General features: G+C 59.7%; 16 protein-coding genes. 9 read left to right on the top strand and 7 right to left on the bottom strand.

Annotated features, from left to right (window positions below):
• Nucleotides 1-8: 8 nt before the first annotated feature.
• The 3 genes from FJ954_RS09930 to ehuB form a co-directional block, all read right to left on the bottom strand.
• Nucleotides 9-668 carry an ABC transporter permease subunit gene (locus FJ954_RS09930; RefSeq protein ID WP_140619990.1) on the bottom strand — a complete coding sequence of 220 codons (660 nt, stop codon included), beginning with the start codon at nt 666-668 and terminating at the stop codon, nt 9-11.
• Nucleotides 658-1,317, bottom strand: coding sequence for an amino acid ABC transporter permease (locus FJ954_RS09925; protein ID WP_140661245.1), 660 nt, complete (start codon nt 1,315-1,317; stop codon nt 658-660). The genes FJ954_RS09930 and FJ954_RS09925 overlap by 11 nt, the downstream gene beginning before the upstream one ends.
• 98 nt (nt 1,318-1,415) lie before the next feature.
• Complete coding sequence (gene ehuB, locus FJ954_RS09920) at nt 1,416-2,300, bottom strand: ectoine/hydroxyectoine ABC transporter substrate-binding protein EhuB (protein WP_224643165.1); 885 nt, start codon at nt 2,298-2,300, stop codon at nt 1,416-1,418.
• A 182-nt stretch (nt 2,301-2,482) separates the two neighbouring features.
• On the opposite strand from ehuB, the gene FJ954_RS09915 reads away from it, so the two are divergent.
• From FJ954_RS09915 to FJ954_RS09890, 6 genes are all read left to right on the top strand, one after another.
• A complete protein-coding gene (locus FJ954_RS09915; RefSeq protein ID WP_140619994.1) occupies nt 2,483-3,247 on the top strand; it encodes a GntR family transcriptional regulator in 765 nt (254 codons plus the stop codon).
• Between the two features lie 32 nt (nt 3,248-3,279).
• Entirely contained in the window at nt 3,280-4,443 is a 1,164-nt protein-coding gene (locus FJ954_RS09910; protein ID WP_140661244.1) for a M24 family metallopeptidase, read from the top strand.
• A gap of 193 nt (nt 4,444-4,636) precedes the next feature.
• Nucleotides 4,637-5,338 (top strand): response regulator transcription factor, encoded by a 702-nt coding sequence (locus FJ954_RS09905; RefSeq protein WP_140661243.1) that lies wholly within the window; start codon nt 4,637-4,639, stop codon nt 5,336-5,338.
• Between the two features lie 460 nt (nt 5,339-5,798).
• Nucleotides 5,799-6,221, top strand: a complete 423-nt coding sequence (locus FJ954_RS09900; RefSeq protein ID WP_140661378.1) for a hypothetical protein — start codon at nt 5,799-5,801, stop codon at nt 6,219-6,221.
• A 789-nt stretch (nt 6,222-7,010) separates the two neighbouring features.
• Entirely contained in the window at nt 7,011-7,346 is a 336-nt protein-coding gene (locus tag FJ954_RS09895) for a helix-turn-helix transcriptional regulator (protein ID WP_010185539.1), read from the top strand.
• On the top strand, nt 7,339-8,586 hold the full coding sequence (locus FJ954_RS09890; RefSeq protein WP_140661242.1) for a HipA domain-containing protein: 1,248 nt from the start codon (nt 7,339-7,341) through the stop codon (nt 8,584-8,586). The genes FJ954_RS09895 and FJ954_RS09890 overlap by 8 nt, the downstream gene beginning before the upstream one ends.
• Nucleotides 8,587-9,840: 1,254 nt before the next feature.
• Here the strand turns inward: FJ954_RS09890 and FJ954_RS09885 are convergent.
• Nucleotides 9,841-10,056, bottom strand: coding sequence for a hypothetical protein (locus FJ954_RS09885; RefSeq protein WP_246681044.1), 216 nt, complete (start codon nt 10,054-10,056; stop codon nt 9,841-9,843).
• Nucleotides 10,057-10,170: 114 nt separating this feature from the next.
• The gene (locus FJ954_RS09880; RefSeq protein ID WP_140661241.1) at nt 10,171-10,539 is read right to left on the bottom strand and encodes a hypothetical protein; all 369 of its coding nucleotides are present in this window, start codon (nt 10,537-10,539) and stop codon (nt 10,171-10,173) included.
• 882 nt (nt 10,540-11,421) lie between these two features.
• On the opposite strand from FJ954_RS09880, the gene FJ954_RS09875 reads away from it, so the two are divergent.
• From FJ954_RS09875 to FJ954_RS09855, 3 genes are all read left to right on the top strand, one after another.
• Nucleotides 11,422-11,898, top strand: coding sequence for an Hsp20 family protein (locus FJ954_RS09875; protein WP_140661240.1), 477 nt, complete (start codon nt 11,422-11,424; stop codon nt 11,896-11,898).
• Between the two features lie 89 nt (nt 11,899-11,987).
• Nucleotides 11,988-12,497 carry an Hsp20/alpha crystallin family protein gene (locus tag FJ954_RS09870; RefSeq protein ID WP_140620004.1) on the top strand — a complete coding sequence of 170 codons (510 nt, stop codon included), beginning with the start codon at nt 11,988-11,990 and terminating at the stop codon, nt 12,495-12,497.
• 678 nt (nt 12,498-13,175) lie between these two features.
• On the top strand, nt 13,176-13,496 hold the full coding sequence (locus tag FJ954_RS09855) for a hypothetical protein (protein ID WP_246681043.1): 321 nt from the start codon (nt 13,176-13,178) through the stop codon (nt 13,494-13,496).
• Between the two features lie 227 nt (nt 13,497-13,723).
• Here the strand turns inward: FJ954_RS09855 and FJ954_RS09850 are convergent, their stop codons facing one another.
• Together FJ954_RS09850 and FJ954_RS09845 are read right to left on the bottom strand one after the other, a co-directional pair.
• Nucleotides 13,724-14,767: a sensor histidine kinase gene (locus FJ954_RS09850; protein ID WP_140620006.1), complete on the bottom strand. Its 1,044-nt coding sequence runs from the start codon at nt 14,765-14,767 to the stop codon at nt 13,724-13,726.
• The gene (locus FJ954_RS09845; protein WP_140661239.1) at nt 14,764-16,254 is read right to left on the bottom strand and encodes an ATPase domain-containing protein; all 1,491 of its coding nucleotides are present in this window, start codon (nt 16,252-16,254) and stop codon (nt 14,764-14,766) included. The genes FJ954_RS09850 and FJ954_RS09845 overlap by 4 nt, the downstream gene beginning before the upstream one ends.
• Nucleotides 16,255-16,840 lie beyond the last annotated feature (586 nt).

Raw genomic sequence — 16,840 nt, 5'->3', positions numbered from 1 at the left:
GAGCTCATTCATCTTCTAGTCGGCCCAAGCAGCTGGCGTTCAATCCGGCCGACCAGCCATGCGACCGCGAGCGCGAGGAGAAGGAAGGCAATGCCGGCCACAGTCAGCGGTTCGGCATAGCGGTAGGTGTCCGAGGCGATATCCAACGCCTTGCCCAGCATCTCCGGTACGGCGATGACGGCGAGGTAGGGCGTAGCCTTCAGGATCGAGACAAAGTAGCTGCCGACCGGGGCCGCGACGTTGCGCAACATCTGGGGAGCCAGGATGAATACCACGATGTCAGTCTGGCTCAGTCCCAGCGCCTTGGCGGCTTCGGCCTGGCCTGCAGGAATAGCGTCGATGCCCGCCTTGAATACCTCGGCGAGATAGCCGCTGAAATAGACGCTCAGTGCCAGTGTGCCGACCAACAGCGCCGGCAGCGTGATCCCGTAGTGCGGCAGCACGAAATAGAGAAAATAGAGCCATGCCAGCACCGGCGTGGACCGGATGAAGTCGATCATGAAGCGCACCACATAGCCGGCAATGGACGCCGCCCGCCTGGTGATCTCGAGGCAGAAGCCCAGCGCCGACGCTCCCGCGCAACTCGCCAGCGCCACGCCGATCGTGGTTCCTATGACGCTGAGGATGGTGGGGACGGTCGAGAGGGCGAATTCGAGATCAAAGGTCACTGGATAACCTCGTTGCCACGCCGATGTGCTGCTCGACCCATCGGCCAAATAGCGCGACTGGGTAACAGACTACGAAATAGGCGAGCAGAAGCGATGTGTAGACGCCGACGGGATTGTATTGGAGCTCGGCGATCTCCTTTGCCCGAAAGGTCATGTCCGTCAGCGTAACGAGGGAAACGAGCGCCGTTCCTTTAACCAGCTGGATGAACTGGTTGATGAAGGTCGGTGCCATCCTGGTCAACGCTTGAGGGAGTTCGATCAATACAAGGATGTGGCGTCGCGGCAGGCCGAGGGCCGCGGCAGCTTCCATCTGCCCCCGGTCTAGCGACTGAAGTCCGCCTCTGACGGCCTGGCTGGCGTATCCTCCCGCATTGAGCCCCAGCACCATGGCGCTGACAATAGTCGCTGGCATTTGGATACCAATGATAGGGAGCGCATAATAAAAGACGAACAGCAGTATGATGACTGCGGAACTGCGCCAGAATTCGATGATGGCGCTGACGGCGATGCGGGCGATGCCGCGTGTCAGATACTGCGCCACGCCGAAGATCAAGGCGAAGGGCACGGCAAACAGCAGGCCCAGTAGGGTTACCGTTGCCGTGGTCCGGAAGCCGGCGAAAATTCCGACCAATATCTCAACGATAGTCACGCCTGCACATCCCTGATCCTGCCGCTCCGTGCTCCGAGAGCCTGACCGTCCGCGCTGATGCCGCGACGTGTCTTGCCGCCGATCCCCGGGGCGTCCGGTCAGCCCTGCCCTGCGCAAACCTGCTCACTGGTCAGATCCGGTGCTGCCTCCTCATGGCTGAAGCCGTTCTTGGCCATGATGTGGGCCAGGGTTCCGTCGCTCTTCAAGAGTTTGAGACGAGAATTATACATGTCACGAAGGTCGCCATCCTCCTTGCGGAAGGCAATAGCTGAATAGCCGAAGCGTTCCTTGCCGTTCTCCTGCAGGCCTTGGAACGGCAATGCGCGTTCGATGCCGTTGACATTTGGGTCGGACAAGATGCGAGCCACCGTCGGCGCTGAAAATGCGGCGACGTCGATCCTGCCTGTGAGCAGAGCCGAGACATTCGACTGTATGTCGGGAAACAGCAGCATCGTGCTTTCGGGGACACCGGCGGCCGCAGCATTCTTGGCCGTCACGCTGCCTCGCCCAATCCCAAACCTTATCTGAGGATTTGCTGCGATCTGAGCATAGCTGTGGACGTTCTTCGGATTGCCCTTGGCGACCAGGGCGGCGTCGGCGATCTTCAGATCGGGGTCGCTGAAGGCGACGAGCTCACATCGTTGCGGCGTGATGGCGAGTCCGGCCGCGATGGCATCGAACCGCTGCGCCGTCAGGCCGGGAATAAGGGCGCCGAACTCGGTGACCACGATTTCCACCCGATCGACGCCGAGGCCTTTGAACGCAGCTTTGATCAGGTCGGGGTGAAAGCCTTCCGGCTCGCCGTCGGCACCGCGGTATCCCCACGGCGCGCCATTCGAAATGCCGATCACGATCTTGCCCTCGCGCAAGACCCGCTCACCTGTCGTTTCAGCCCTGAGGCTGTTCGCGCCTGCAACGAGAATAGCGCAGGCCGCCGTAGCAGCAGTTGCCATTTTCCTGAGCAGTCCGACCGTGTTGGGCATCCGGTGTTCTCCACGTCAACGTCGAGGTTATCAGGTAGACCAGGTATATCAAGTATGTCAAGATCAGGTGAAGGATAAGTTTTATTTTTGTTAAATCCGCGTTCGGCGCTCCGGCCTGCGTGGGGATGGACATCGCCTCATCGTTGCGCTAGGTATTCCTAGTATACCTTGCGAGGGCGAGAATGGCCGGACAGATCGGGACTGCTCTTCATGAAACCGTACGGCAGGAGATCACGCGCCGGGTGCGGGATGCGCAATACGGTGCCGGTCAGCCGCTGCCTTCCGCCGCAGCGCTGGCCGAGGACTTTGGCGTCAGCGCAATCACCATCAAGCGGGCGCTGCGGGATCTTCAGTCGGCCGGAATCCTGCGGTCGGTACCCGGGTTGGGGACCTTTGTCCGGGAGCAGCGACGGTTCATTCGCGATCTCGATTTTTCTCTTACCTCCTATGACAACGCCCTGCGGCTCGGCCTGAAGCCGTCCATTCAGCTCATCTCGTTGACGCGCGAAAAAATACAAGACCCAGCCTTCGACGTGCTTGAGCCGCCCACTGGATTGATGCTGTGCGTGCGCAAAGTGATCTTAGCCGACGACACACCAATCATGTACGACACATCCTATCTGCCTCACCCGGTGAGCGATCAGATGCTTGAGGAGTTCAGGGACAAATTCATCGGCGATGTCCTGCGCGAGCACGGCACGCGCTTCACCAAGACCAAGCTGCTGATCGATGCCGCGCCGGCCTCGAATGAAGCACAGCAGACGTTCGCGCTTCCGAACGGATATCCGACCCTTCGTCGCCTCTACAGGCTGAGCACCACCGAAAGGTCTGTTTCGGTGTTCGGCATAACCGAATCTCCGTTCGACCGGCTGGCTTGCGTGGTCGAAATCGACGCCGATCACGCAACCCCCAAGCGGCGGACGAGAACCGACCCGGCGTCCGGCTGACGCGACGAGCTTTAGATCAGGAGCAGGCAATCATGCTTCCAGTTTCACCCTCACCCGATGTTGCGGTGGCCGAGCTGACCAGGCGGCTTGCCGCGGTGCGACGCGAGATGGCAGACGACGATATTGACGCGCTGGTCCTCACCGACCAGAAGAATGTCGAATACTTCACCGACTACAGGACCTTGTCCTGGGGCTATCACTCGCGCCCCTTGTTCCTGGTGATAGACCATCAGGATGTCCGCGTCATCGCCAACAGGATCGAGACCAGAAATCTCGAAGCGCGGCACCGACCCTTCGCGATCGTGTACTACGCGGGGTATCTGGCCGAAGGCGCGCAAACCATCGTCGAAGCGGTCCGAACCGGCGACCTGGCCGCCACTGCACGGGTCGCGGTTGACTATGGACAGGACATGGCCGGTCGCGGTTCGCTGGAGATCGTCGACGGCTTGAGGGCGCGCGGGCACAGGCTTGAGAGCGCGGTCGATATGCTGTGGCGAACGCGCATGATCAAATCGCCGTTCGAAGCGGATCTAAAGCGCGTTTCCTTCGAGATCGTCAATGCAGCTTTCGACGATGCTGTTTCGCAGGCGCGTCTCGGCATTACCGAGGTCGAGCTTTCCCGGCAGATCCAGGCCCGCATCATCATGAACGGCGCCGACCGTGCCGATCCGATCGCCATGACATTCTGCAGGGGCGAGTTCAATTACGGCCGCCCGCCAGGCCTGCATCCCCTGCAGGCTGGCCAGTATGTGTGGACGGATTTTCGCTCGACCTATGGGGGCTACCCTGCCGACAGAAACCGCATCGCTCGCGGCGGGGCGCCGGAAAACTGGGAGATAGAGGCCTACGAACGAACGCGTGCGCTGACCGTGGCCCTTGCAACAAGCGTCAGGGCCGGGATGACGTGCGGGGATGTTTTCGGCGCCTTCGAGCAGCTTTGGTCTGACGCCGGCCTTCCGCCCGCCTATGGGCTTGTTTCACGTATCGGGCACGGTGGAGGTCTCGATGTCACAGAACCTCCGTCCATCTCCAAGGCCAATCCAGAAACGATAAGACCTGGCATGATCTTGCACCTGGAGCCCAAGCTGGAGATCAATGGCGCTGTCTTCCAGTTCGAAGAGGTCATCTATATCCGCGAGGCCGGGGTCCAGTTTTTGAGTGAGCTCTCTCCAGAGCAGTTGCCAATCATCAACTGAACTGAGTTGGCTGGCCCACAGATGTGCGGGACCAGCAAAGCACCCGCGTGCTGAGGAGCTGACTGTCGTCAGGCCAGCGACAGGAAAAAGGTCGAAGCCGGATGTTTTGCAACCCCGGTAGATGGTTGGGTAAACGGGTGCGCACGAGGGACCAGCAACCTACCGAGCGACCCGCCGAAACGCGAGCGACGCCATGAAGCCACTGATCATCATATGCTCGGATCACGCGGAGTTCTATCTGATCCTGAGCCACATTCTTGCGGTGGACGGCTTTGAAAGCGCGTTAGCAACCAATGTCGACGAGATGCTCGAGTTGGCCGCCGAACTGTCCGTTCAGGCCTTGCTGTTGGACTGCCGGCCGGACAATCAGATGGCGGATAGCTGCGCCCGGCTTAGACAGGATGACAGGACCAGTACCCTTCCAGTCATCGCCTTGATTGCGCCCGGTGCGGAACCCCAACACATTGTGCTGCTGAAATCGGGAATCGATGAGAGTTTCATCAGACCGCTGGCGCCAGCCAAGCTGCTGGACTACCTGCGATCCAGGCTCGGAGCCGACCGGCGCTCGCGATTGCAACTGCAGAGCGCGCTATCGCTGAGCCATGGCGACATAGAAATGCAGATCGACACGCATCATGTACGCTGCAGCGGTCGGGAAATCGAGCTGGGGCCGATCGAGTTCAAGCTGCTGCGGCATATGCTTGAGCACCCGGGGAAGGTGCTCAGCCGTGAAGAACTGATCGGGGCTGCTTGGCCCAGCAATGTCTATGTCGGCCCGCGCACGGTCGACGTTCACATCAGTCGGCTAAGAAGATCGATCAAGCAGTCTCCTCACCACGACGTCATTCGCACCGTCAGACTGGGTGGATATGCGCTTGAAAGCCCAACAGGCTAGAGCGCTTCTTCCGTGCCTCAACGGCCGGGCGGCCGAACGGAACCCGAAGTAATGAGGCCGCGCGGTTGATGGCCAACCATAGAACCGTGTGTCGGCCGAAATCGAGAGTCCACCTTGTTGGGCGAGCGCGACTGCTCCGTTGCCTCCGGTATATTTTTGTCCCGCCAATCGGATTCGCTCCGCGCGCCCGCGGTCCCTCAGATATTTTGCGTCTCCCAATGGGTTCGGCAGGCCCAGGGCAGATTTTCCCAGCCTGGTGGCTCGCGCCTTCTGAGCCTGCGGCTCGAGAGCCTGGTGATGGCAACTTCCGGGTTGACGGCGAGGCTCCGCCAGCGGCACCCAAATTTTCGACGCCATGGAACTTTGCCGAGAAAGCAAGGTTCACGCCTTGGCGATGGCGACCGGGCCTGTCGCGATCTCGGAAAGCAAGGAAAACCTGGCCCAATGGGAGCAGCTTGCTATGAAACACCAGACACTTGAACAACTGAACGTTATCGCGGAGGTGAACGCGGAATATCCAGCAATGACTCGTAGGCAACGCCTTGAGCGCTGGGCAAACCTCCTTGAACACCAACCAGATCGATGCCTTGGAGCGCTCCCGGGCACGGAATATATGAGCCCCCATGACCGCAACGAAGCGCGTTGCATTTCGTCGCCGATCAGCGTTGCGTTCGAAGACCCAATTCTGAGGGCGCAGGGCCTGGAGGACGACACTTATGGTGCGGCCCGGAAGTTTTTCGAACTGTCCAACTGGCAATTGCACGACATTGTTTGCCATTGTCATGTCGGCGCAACGATGAAGGCCGGATGGGTAGCACTTCGTGTTCGCGCCGCTATGAATGGCGGCATCTTTGCAAGGCTGGGTGCGTTGCTTAGGCCTTGATGAAGGGATTCGACGGGGCTCATTCCTCAAGTCGAGATGCTCGACCACCGCCGCAACGTCAGCGGCGGCCGCGGAGGTCGTGAGCGACCAGGCGCCGCTCACCTGTCACCTGGGCGGAGATGAGGAGAATCGGTGCGCCCTCACCACCGCCGCCGACAGGTTCGTGCGCCCACTTGGTCCACGCCCAGTGTCCCCGCCTGAAGCGGCTGGATCAGGGATTCGGCGGATACTGAGGGATCAAGCCAGCCCCCCCAATCGTTCCGCCTCTAGTACGATCCGCCGATCGTGATACGCGGCTGTGTCCGGACCGGGCCTCCCCAACGTCGTCGGTCTGGGCCAGATCCCCGCCGCGATCTGGTCCCAATCAGGCAAGGCTGTATCCGCGCTTGGCCACGCGAAAGGACTACCATGCTCACTCGATTATCAGTCGTAACGTTAAGCAAATGGATGTATTGACTAAAATATTTTCTCGATTTCCGCATACTACTGTTACATAGGCCGTCAAAAGTACCGGCCTCCGAACCATTGGCTTTTTCTGCCAGATCGCGAAAATTGTGGTTCCACCATCTATCGGCAGGCACGGCGGCGACAACACCCCGAAAGTCACTTCGGCCGCACCGCCGTCTCTACGCTAGACAACGCCGGCCACGATTCAGCCTCTCGGAATTATAGCGTCACGTGCTTGGTTCGCCACTCCCCTCCCTCAATGGGATGGCTATCGCGCGAGGGCTAGGAGAATTGTAAGCTTCATGCTACATGTCTGGCTAATCTGTAGTGCGAAGGTTTCAAATGCCTACACCACATAACCCTCCCGCCGCTGTGCGGCGCGTCCTGCGCAAGCTTGGTGCAGACATCCACGATGCCCGTCGGCGTCGGCGGCTGCCAATGGCTGTCGTCGCAGAGCGCGCCTTCACGTCCCGCTCGACCCTGCAAAAGGTCGAGGCTGGGGACACCAATGTCAGCATCGGCATTTATGCAGGTGTCCTTCAGGCGCTCGGCCTGCTCGACGGTCTTGGCCAGATAGCCGACATAGGCAACGACCCGGTTGGACAAGCGCTGGCCAGCGCGGAACTGCCCAAGCACGTCCATCTCAAGCGAACAGTCGGATCATCTCGCGATGGCTGACTTCGAGATACATATCGCCCTGGACGGACGCACGCGCCCTATCGGCCTGGCGAGGAGTAATCGCGTTCGAGGCACGGAGACTATCCTTTTTGAATACGATGGCGCGTGGCTCGCCAATCCAGACCGGTTCTCGCTTGAGCCCGCCCTTGCCCTGACCCGCGGTGCCTTCGCCCCTCCTGCCGGACTGGTGACTTTCGGCTCCATAGGAGACTCAGCGCCCGACACATGGGGGCGCCGTCTTATGCAGCGCGCCGAGCGCCGTCTTGCAGAACGCGAAGGTCGCGCCGTTCGCACCCTTGCGGAAAGCGATTACCTGCTGGGCGTCGCCGACGAGACCCGCCTGGGTGCCCTCAGATTCCGCTGGGCAGGCGAAGAGACGTTCCAGGCGCCTATCCGCGCCGGCGTCCCCGCCCTGATCGAACTCGGGCGGCTGCTGCAGATCACCGAACGGATCCTCCGGGACGAGGAGACGGACGAGGACCTTCAACTCATCTTCGCCCCCGGCTCTTCCCTCGGCGGCGCCAGGCCGAAAGCATCGGTCATCGACCAGCACGGACACCTCTCCATCGCCAAATTTCCGAAGGAGACAGACGACTATAGCATGGAGACATGGGAGGAGATCGCGCTGCGGCTGGCCGAGCAGTCCGGCATTACCACGCCGCATCATGAGCTAATCGAGGTTGCCGGCAAGGCGGTGATGCTGTCCCGACGCTTCGATCGTTCCGACTCGATCCGCATTCCTTTCCTGTCAGCGATGGCCATGATGGGCGCCAAGGACGGTGAGCGCGGCAGCTACCCGGAGATCGTTGACGCTCTTACGCAACATGGCGCGCAGGGGAAGACCGACGCTCATGTCCTCTATCGGCGGGTCGTCTTCAACGTGCTGATTTCCAATGTCGACGACCACCTGCGCAACCATGGCTTCCTTTGGCTCGGCAAGGCGGGATGGTCTCTCTCTCCCGCCTACGACCTCAATCCTGTGCCCACCGATCTCAAGGCGCGTGTGCTGACGACGAACATCGACCTGGACGAGGGCACCTGCTCGCTCGACCTGCTTGAGGCGGCTTCGGAGTTCTTCGGCCTCACACTGCAGCAGGCCCGCGCAATCGTCAAAGAGGTCGCGACCGTGACCGCGACGTGGCGTGAAACCGCCAAGGCGGCGGGCGCCCGCTCTGCAGAAATTACACGGATGGCCAGCGCCTTCGAACACGACGATCTCAAGCGGGCGCTGGCGCTATGACCCGAACCTGCACCTACAACTTCACGCCTCCGTCATTTGACCCGTCCCCGGCGCGACCATCGCGCTGGACCTCTCCGAGATCGAAGACGCCGGCATTCGCGAAGTGCTTCAGACGATCTCTGACCCGGCACGCGCGCTATATCTCGGCACGAGCACTTCACAACTTCACAACGCGTATCAGACGTTCAGAGCAATGCTGCATCAGCGACGGCTTTGAGGTCCCGAGCCACGTGTGGGAACGCAGCGACCGCATCGAGCGCCGCAATGGCGCACGAAAGAAAGCCAAAAGTCGTTGCCAACACATGTGCTGGCCTTTCGATCAAGGCTGCAGTTGCAGCGAAATTGGACTGTACGGCGACCGGTACGGCCATTTCACCTCACGCCGATTCCAGCAGTCTGAAGCCGCGCCTTGGCTACGAGACCAGCCCTTGGACTCCGTCATTCGGACTCTAGGCGCTCCATAAAAAGAGGCAGGCCCGCCCCATGAGGCCACGGGCTGAGTTTCACTTTTTAATAGAATCCCGCGAGGCTGGGCGGACTATTCGCCATTTGTTCCGGCACGTCGATTTATGGCGAAAGACAAGGGGCGCTCATTGTCGGCCTGGCGACAATTTCGTTCCAGGCCTAAGTGTTCCTTGACGACGGTGTTGGCAGTTGTTCTCGATCGTCAACACCGGGAAACTCTTCACAATCCAAGCGTGGTTTTGCCGTTTTGCCAGCTGACCAATGGCTGGCCTGCCCGAGATCTTAAACTGGATACCTGTTTCGCTGATCTTAAGGGCATCAGGCTATGCCGTGATGGTCAGCGCCGCCTGAAAAGCCCGTCACCGTCAGGGAGCGGGCCGAAGAGTGGACGAGTTGTTCTCTGTTGTTATTCTGCACCAGTTCCAGGTGGTGCATTCCTCCCGCTCGTGGTCGCCGCGCGCGTCTGCACAATGCGCTTGCGAGAAACGGAGCCTAGCGTCGCCGCCCGTTCCATCTTCAGTCGCTGGTCGAAACCCTGACACATTGGCCGTGGGTGCATTCGATCCGGGTCGAGAAATTACGAGGCCCCGCATAAGCCGGCCGCGTCCGGGCCAGTAACGGTCGCGGACGCGCTGCTGCAATGTCTGCAGCCCGGTCACGCCGAGCATTACGACGTGCCGACCTTCACCATTCATTTACGATATTAGCTCAGACTCATAAGTGGCCATGCTTGGTTTCTTGTACATGCCTAAAGCCCCCGGTGCACTCACCCAGCGCCGGGGGTTTTTGTTACGCCCCTACGGCTGGCCTGGAGGCAGGACCCTCATCCAGCCCCAAGCGTAGCCGCTGGCTTTGCGCATAGGACAGCGCCAATGATTCCAGTCTAAATGAGCGGGTGAGTTCCCGGTCCTTCTCAAGCACGCGTACGAACCATTCTCCGCCGCCCTCGAACACTTCAATGCAAGGCAGAACCTTGCCGTTCAGCATCACGACCACGCTATCCACCACAGCCTCCCTGGAAAGCGACGGGCAACGTCGATTTCAAATAAGTCCGCCGCAATCGGTATTTCAATAAAAAAGACATCCCGAGTACTTTCTGGAGGTTCAAGGCCCCAGCGATCATCTTCTGACGATCCAGTCTATCAAGCCGGATTGAAGCCGCTTACAGCCGGTAAACTCGTAAACAAGGGTCTGGGCGAGGTCGCGCCATTGACACTCCGGTGCCTTCGCTTCCAAAACCAAATTCCGAAAGACGTTGCGGAGAATGTCGGCATCGAACGCGGACACCGGGTGTTGCTCAACGTTTCTGTTCGCCTCGTCTATATTGCGCTGGCGCAACCGCTTAAGAAGGGCGCGTGATGCAGCAACTCCCCGCCTGGACTGGTCCAGATCACGACGAATTGACGCGATGTCATTTATTGAGCGGTGGCGCGAGGTCAAGGTGGCGTCGATCATCGCCCGCGCGATGTCTGTACGGCTTTCGATCATAGCTACCTCCCAATAGCTAAGATTGTAAGTACCTCTTTCTAAAGCCGATCCGCGATGCATTCAATGTCGGCTTGATACGAAGGGGCGTGTCGATTTCAAATTTATGTGTAGCTGCCTTGAATTTGGATTGGGTAGAATTGCCAATCGTGAAGCGTCTGGTGATTGTTGTCGCCGCGACCCTGCCGACGGCTCCGAACGCCCCGGCAACCGCTATCCCTAGTCCGTCGCCGAGGCCCACATTGTATCCATAAGCGTCTGGCCTGAAGCCAATCGCCCTCCGAGCAGTTGCACGATTTTCGGAGCTTTCCGCAAACTTGCTATGCCTGAGCCGATCGTTGATCTTGACGTTCGTCAGGTGGAGAACCGTTGCATCCGCGGCGCTGAGCTTGGATTTAGGGCGCTTGGAGCTGCCCTGCGCATGCGGTGAGCGCAATCGAGAAGACAGCCCACAAGCACCATCGAACCGATCTCAATCCGATCACCTGCCCCTTTTTCCATCCGCGCGTTCAGGCGAGCGGGTTGTGGTATTCGACTGGAACCGACCCTTCGCGACGCAGGGAGGTGCCTTGGACCGAGGGCGTGCGCATCAGACGCAGCGCGACTCGCTTGTCAGCCGCTTCGAAAAGCACCTCATAGAATCTCGTCGTCGCCCGCATCACCTCGGCCGGCGTGCCGGTCGCGCAGGAGTCGCTAGGGGCAGGGTCCGCATCATCACGCAGTCGGGTTCAGGTTAAAGGCCTCGTAGTAAGACGCCGGCCTCTTGAACAGCCAATCCAGTGAACTAAATCATGACCGCCGGCGCCATCGGGGCCGGTATGCCGGCCGGAGAGCATCCGGCGGCCGAAGACCTTGTATCCATATTGCTCAAAGGAGGATGTGGCTATGAGAACCACTCTCGACTTTTCTCCCCTGTTCCGGTCGAGCATCGGCTTCGACCGAATGCTGAACGCGCTGGAGGCTGCGAGCCGCGTCGAAACTATCGACAACTGGCCTCCCTATGACACCGCCAAGACTGGCGAGGACGACTACCGCATCACCATGGCGGTGGCCGGTTTCTCGCAGGACGATCTGACCATCACCCAGGAGCAGAACATGCTCATGGTGTCGGGTCAAAAGGCTGGTGAGGACACCGGCCATTATCTGCATCGCGGTATGGCCGAGCGTTCTTTCCAGCGCCGCTTCGAGTTGGCCGACCATGTGAAGGTCATAGGCGCAAGCCTAGTCAATGGCCTTCTGTCGATCGATCTCAAGCGCGAGATTCCCGAGGAAATGAAGCCCCGCAAGATCAAGATTGCGGCCGGCGAGGCGCTGCCCAAGGTCGAGACGAAGCAGATCGAGACCGAGAAGCAGGCCGCCTAAAGCCGCCCCCAAAGCGCACATTGGGCACGGCGTTGGGCACTCCCCGGCGCCGGCGGGAAAACAAACGAACAAACAGAAGGAGAAGAACAATGAATGTCCGTGATCTGATCCCCTGGAACCGAGGCAACGGCAACCAGGCTCCAACTGTGTTCCGCGATAGCGAGCGCGACCCGTTCCTGTCGCTGCATCGCGAGGTGAACCGGCTGTTCGACGACGTCTTTCGCGGCTTCGGCTCGAACCTTCCCTCTTTCAACACTCCTTCCGCCTTCAGCGGCGGTTGGCCGAGCGTCGAGATTTCCGACAGTGAGAAGGAGATCAAGGTGACAGCCGAGATACCTGGCCTCGAAGAGAAGGACATCGAAGTCCTGCTCGACGACGGAGTGCTGACCTTGAAGGGCGAAAAACACTCCGAGACGGAGGACAAGGACCGGCAGTTCTCCGAGCGTTTCTATGGCCACTTCGAGCGGCGCATCCCACTCGGCTACGAGGTCAAGGACGACAAGGTCGACGCGCGCTTCAGCAATGGTGTGCTGACCGTGACCTTGCCCAAGAGCGAGAGAGCGCAGTCGCAGGTCAAGCGCATCGCCATCAAGAGCTAACCCGTGGCAGGCGCCGGCGGCGGGCAGCTGGCCGCCGCCGGCAGCGTCCTTCAGGCAGGCAGGAATGAACACCAGACAGGTCGACAGACCGAACCAGGTTATAACCCACAGGGGTGGCCGTCGAACGACAACCTGCACAAGCCTTTCGATGAAGCGCTCGCTCTTCCCGGACGATGCGGTCGCGCGCATTGACCACGTCCGGCAAGGCACGCTTGGGGGGCTGGCGCCTCGTTTCGAGCGAAGCACTGCGCCGTTCGCCGAGCCCTGGTGGGCTAGACGAGCGGCGATGACACGCTGGCCCAGGTCGAGCTTGGCTTTCCGACATTGGAATCTGCCATCCGCTACGCCGAGCAGCAGGGGCTGACCTGCGTCTCCCCGATCGGGCTGGTCGGCAAAGGCCGTTGCCTGCAGCTCGATGAGATGCCTGCACAGGCCGGGAGTTCGACGCGAGCTTTCTCGGATGCTGTGCTTGATCGGCTCGGACTTGCCGTCCTTCAGGAGTGCTGCGGGCGCGCCCTCGACAGTGCGGCCACTCCCGACGATCCTCCGGTTCGGATGGCTGGACATCGCCTATGGACCTGGTCCGCGATCTGACGCTGGCGCTGGAGGCGAAGCGCTCGATCCTGATGAACTAGGCCTAGACCCTAGTACCTGATCGACCAGGCGACCAATAAGGGCATGCCTGAGAACAGTCGGCCGTCGCGTCTCGATGAAGACGAGCAGGCGCTGCTCGCGCTCGAATGCGAGGTTGCCGCCGACGGGGATGGTTCAGGCACGAGAGCCTCGGTCTCAGTGCGACGGCCAATGGCTGATCGGCGTGGCGACTGCCTACTGTCCCGTCTCCGCTTTCCCACGACAATGCGCCTCCGCGTCTCAGCCGACGGCAGCGCTCTCATCGAGGCAGCGAGAGTCGAAATGGGCATGGGCACGGCGACAGTGCAGATCCAGCATGCCGCCAAGCGCCCAAGCCTATGGATCGACAAGGTCTCGTTCGAATAGGTGACATCCTCCTGCCAGGTTCTCTTATCGCTGCCGGCGGATCGAGCCAAACCGGCAGTATCATTGCCGCGGTACAGCCCGCCGTCGAAAAGCTGCATCGCCGATTGCCCGCCAGCGCGATCTTTACGGAGTTGGCGAGAGCGAAGCTGGCGAGACCTACACATCGGTTGTCCGAGCTCGATCGCTATCTCGAGCCTGACGAGAGGATTTAGGCATTCGTGTCGTTCCTATCCGTAGGCGGGAACGAGCCGGGTATCTCGCACCGGAAGCTCCATGTCGAACTGCAACCCATCGGGGTCGTAGACTAAATTGATCTTCGCCTGGCACTGCACAGCGACAACTTTTTCCAGCAGTACCGTGCCAAAGCCCTTTCGCTTTGGTTCTTGCACTGTAGGTCCATCCCTTTCTCGCCAATGCAACGCAACGACCCGGTGATCGCTGGCCCGTTCGATCGACCAACTTACCTCAACCCGCCCGTTCGGCCGGGACAAAGCTCCGTACTTGGAGGAATTGGAGGCGAGCTCGTGAAATGCCATGCCTACAGGAATGGCAATGTCGGCGACCAGCGCTACATCGGGCCCCTCAAGCACGACCCGTGAAGAGCCGCTCGTGTCGTAATGGCGAAGTTCTCCCTCAAGAAGCTGGCGCAAAGACGCGGTCTGCCAGTAGTCATCAGTCAGAATGGAATGTGTGTCCGCGAGGGAGACAATTCGTGCCGAAAAGTCGCGGACAAAGTCTTCCACCCGCCCGCTCGTTCGCGCTGTGGCGCTCATCATGGCGCGAACGTTGGCAAGAGTGTTCTTTACCCTATGATGGAGTTCCCGGATCAACAATTTCTGGCGATCAGCCACTTCTTGCTTCTGTTCGATGTACGACTTGACTTCTAACTGGCGGCTGCGGGCACGCAGTGCCGAGCGGACCGAGTTGACCAAGCTCGAGGCCAGGAACGGCCGTTCAAGGACGATCAAGTGCCGGTCGAGAAAATTTAGCCGCTTGTCGAACTCCGTCTCCCGCATCACCAGCAATACGATCGGATAGTCCGACCAAGCCGGCTGCATGTCGAGCCAGGCTGCCAACGCAGTACGATCAGCGTGAAGCAAAGCTTCCTCGGTGACGACGAGACATCTGGCAGTCTCGAGTGCTGCCACCACCTCATCAAGGGTTTTGCAGATATGTGTAGAGATCCCGCTTTCGGCGAGAATGGAGGCCGCTAGCTTGGCATCTCGCCCGAGCGGAGCAAGGATTAGCACGTCTCCCTCACGGGCGTTCATGCCCGGTCCTTGTCTTCCAGAAGTTCCGAGGATGTTCCCTCGAAAAGTGGCACGCCCGTCAAAATTCCCCGGAACTCTGCCAGTGGCTCTCCCACAGCAAGACCTTGGCTACCGATCCTGAATTCCCGGATGGTGTCCTCATGCGGCCCGACCCGTTTCTTGACAACAGAGATCGCGCGTCGGAGCCGACCGCCGCTCTCAAAGAACCTAAGCAGCATAACCGCATCGCAGAGGTAAGTGATGTCAATCGGGACGGACATGTTGCCAATGAGCCCGTGATTGGCAAGCAGCAGAATGGTCACAACGCCTTTGTGATTGAGGTAAGTCAAAATTTCATGCATTTGCAGGACAAGATACTGTTGTTCCGCTAGGGCGTTTAAGTATCCGGTGAGGCTATCGATGACAACAATGCGCACGTCGGACAATTCGACGGCCTTTTGAATCAGGGTTGATAGTTCGCCCGGCGACAAATCGGCTGGATCAATCTGTTCGAGGAGAAGCGCCCCTTGGTCAACAAACTTCTGCAGATCCAATCCAACACCGGCAGCACGCGTCAGAAAGATCCGTTTGGTTTCGTCGAATAGGAGCACCAGCACGCGCTCACCCCGCAACAACGCAGCATGGCCATAGGATGAGGCGATAGTGGATTTCCCAACACCAGAGGGGCCAATCAACAGGTTGCTGGTACCCCTAGCGAGCCCGCCTCCCATGAGTGCGTCCACAGAACTGTCGCTGAGGGCTGGGGGACCGTGCAATCCTTCTTCGTGTTCGGCCGCGACAAGCCGCGGAAACACAATCACTCCGCCGGGGCGGATGACAAAATCATGGAACCCACCTCGGATCTCGACACCGCGCATCTTGATGACCCGCAGACGGCGGCGCTCACTGCCATAGATTGGCGATAGCTGCTCCATGCGGATCACGCCGTGGCTAATGGAATGTAGATTGAAGTCGTCATGCTCAGCGGTGAGATCATCTAGAAGCAGGACCGTCGCGTCGTTGAGCAAGAAAAAGCTTTTCAAGGCCAGAACCTGCCGCCTATACCGCAAAGAACCTTGCGAAAGAAGGCGAATCTCCGAAAGAGAGTCGAAAACAACTCTATCAGGCTTCAGCGTTTCTATCTCCGCCAGCGCGGATCGAACGGTTTCGCCGAGTTCCAGGTCGGAAGAGTGCACCAGCGTCTGCAACTGTGATGGATCGAGGCTCAATTCCGGAGGCACAAGTTCAAGGATTACGATGCCGTCGAGGGTCCAGCCGTGACGAGTTGCGACCGCAAGCAACTCACGTTTGCTCTCAGAAAGGGTGATGTAGAGGCAGGTTTCGCCTGCCGCGACGCCTTCGATCAAGAACTGCAGGCCGAGCGTCGTCTTGCCTGAGCCTGGACGTCCTTCGATTAGATGCGATCTGTATCTGGCATATCCCCCGCGCAGGACATAGTCCAATCCTGGTACGCCAGTCGGTGTCGGTGCCGCATCATCCTGGTCCAAGTGGCCCCCTTTGTGGTCTGGTGGACCGCCAACAACGGCCGGTTTTCTTAAAGGTTCCTATGAGGCAATCCTGCGCCCGACGGGCGCTGCGAGTTGTCGTAAAGCCGCTCATCGGTAGACCATCTCGGACGTCACTTAACGAGGTCGCCTGGTGTTCTGCCCGGTCAACAGGGCCGACATTATTCAACTAAACTCAAAGCGTCGCGGTCGCATTAGCTCCCGGGCTTAAATCGGTTGCTATTGAACGAGCAACAAGCCGCCGCCAAAGCATCCTGGCATTGCCTAGACCGGCAGGTTTCCGATCCTGCCCTACCCGAACGAGCCTGCGAGTGGTAAAGAAGCAGACGCGCTCCAGGATGCAGAATGCAGAGGCAGTCGTGCGCCTCCCAAAGGTGCGACCGCGACGGCGCGTCCTCGCTATTGCCAGGATCGCTCTACTTGCGACGACGACATCGAAGGAGGCGCTGCCCTAAACCAGCGCCCCTTGCCTGCCCCGGAGTACCCTTCCCCCGAACGGGCCAAATACCCAGTGAAGGCTTTTTTGGGGACTTGCGTTGCGCCTAGCTCCCTCGTGCGCTTGGTCGTT

The organism is Mesorhizobium sp. B2-3-15 (assembly GCF_006442875.1).
GTDB lineage: Bacteria > Pseudomonadota > Alphaproteobacteria > Rhizobiales > Rhizobiaceae > Mesorhizobium > Mesorhizobium australicum.
This window is presented reverse-complemented; position numbering and strand designations above follow the sequence as displayed.

What these genes read in the sequence shown, in the direction of transcription:
- FJ954_RS09915 (WP_140619994.1), top strand. Translation starts at nt 2,483, where the DNA reads ATGGCCGGACAGATCGGGACTGCTCTTCATGAAACCGTACGGCAGGAG.
- FJ954_RS09905 (WP_140661243.1), top strand. Translation starts at nt 4,637, where the DNA reads ATGAAGCCACTGATCATCATATGCTCGGATCACGCGGAGTTCTATCTG.
- FJ954_RS09895 (WP_010185539.1), top strand. Translation starts at nt 7,011, where the DNA reads ATGCCTACACCACATAACCCTCCCGCCGCTGTGCGGCGCGTCCTGCGC.
- FJ954_RS09880 (WP_140661241.1), bottom strand. Translation starts at nt 10,539, where the DNA reads ATGATCGAAAGCCGTACAGACATCGCGCGGGCGATGATCGACGCCACC.
- FJ954_RS09855 (WP_246681043.1), top strand. Translation starts at nt 13,176, where the DNA reads ATGCCTGAGAACAGTCGGCCGTCGCGTCTCGATGAAGACGAGCAGGCG.
- FJ954_RS09875 (WP_140661240.1), top strand. Translation starts at nt 11,422, where the DNA reads ATGAGAACCACTCTCGACTTTTCTCCCCTGTTCCGGTCGAGCATCGGC.
- FJ954_RS09870 (WP_140620004.1), top strand. Translation starts at nt 11,988, where the DNA reads ATGAATGTCCGTGATCTGATCCCCTGGAACCGAGGCAACGGCAACCAG.
- ehuB (WP_224643165.1), bottom strand. Translation starts at nt 2,300, where the DNA reads ATGCCCAACACGGTCGGACTGCTCAGGAAAATGGCAACTGCTGCTACG.
- FJ954_RS09900 (WP_140661378.1), top strand. Translation starts at nt 5,799, where the DNA reads ATGAAACACCAGACACTTGAACAACTGAACGTTATCGCGGAGGTGAAC.
- FJ954_RS09850 (WP_140620006.1), bottom strand. Translation starts at nt 14,767, where the DNA reads ATGAACGCCCGTGAGGGAGACGTGCTAATCCTTGCTCCGCTCGGGCGA.
- FJ954_RS09890 (WP_140661242.1), top strand. Translation starts at nt 7,339, where the DNA reads ATGGCTGACTTCGAGATACATATCGCCCTGGACGGACGCACGCGCCCT.
- FJ954_RS09910 (WP_140661244.1), top strand. Translation starts at nt 3,280, where the DNA reads ATGCTTCCAGTTTCACCCTCACCCGATGTTGCGGTGGCCGAGCTGACC.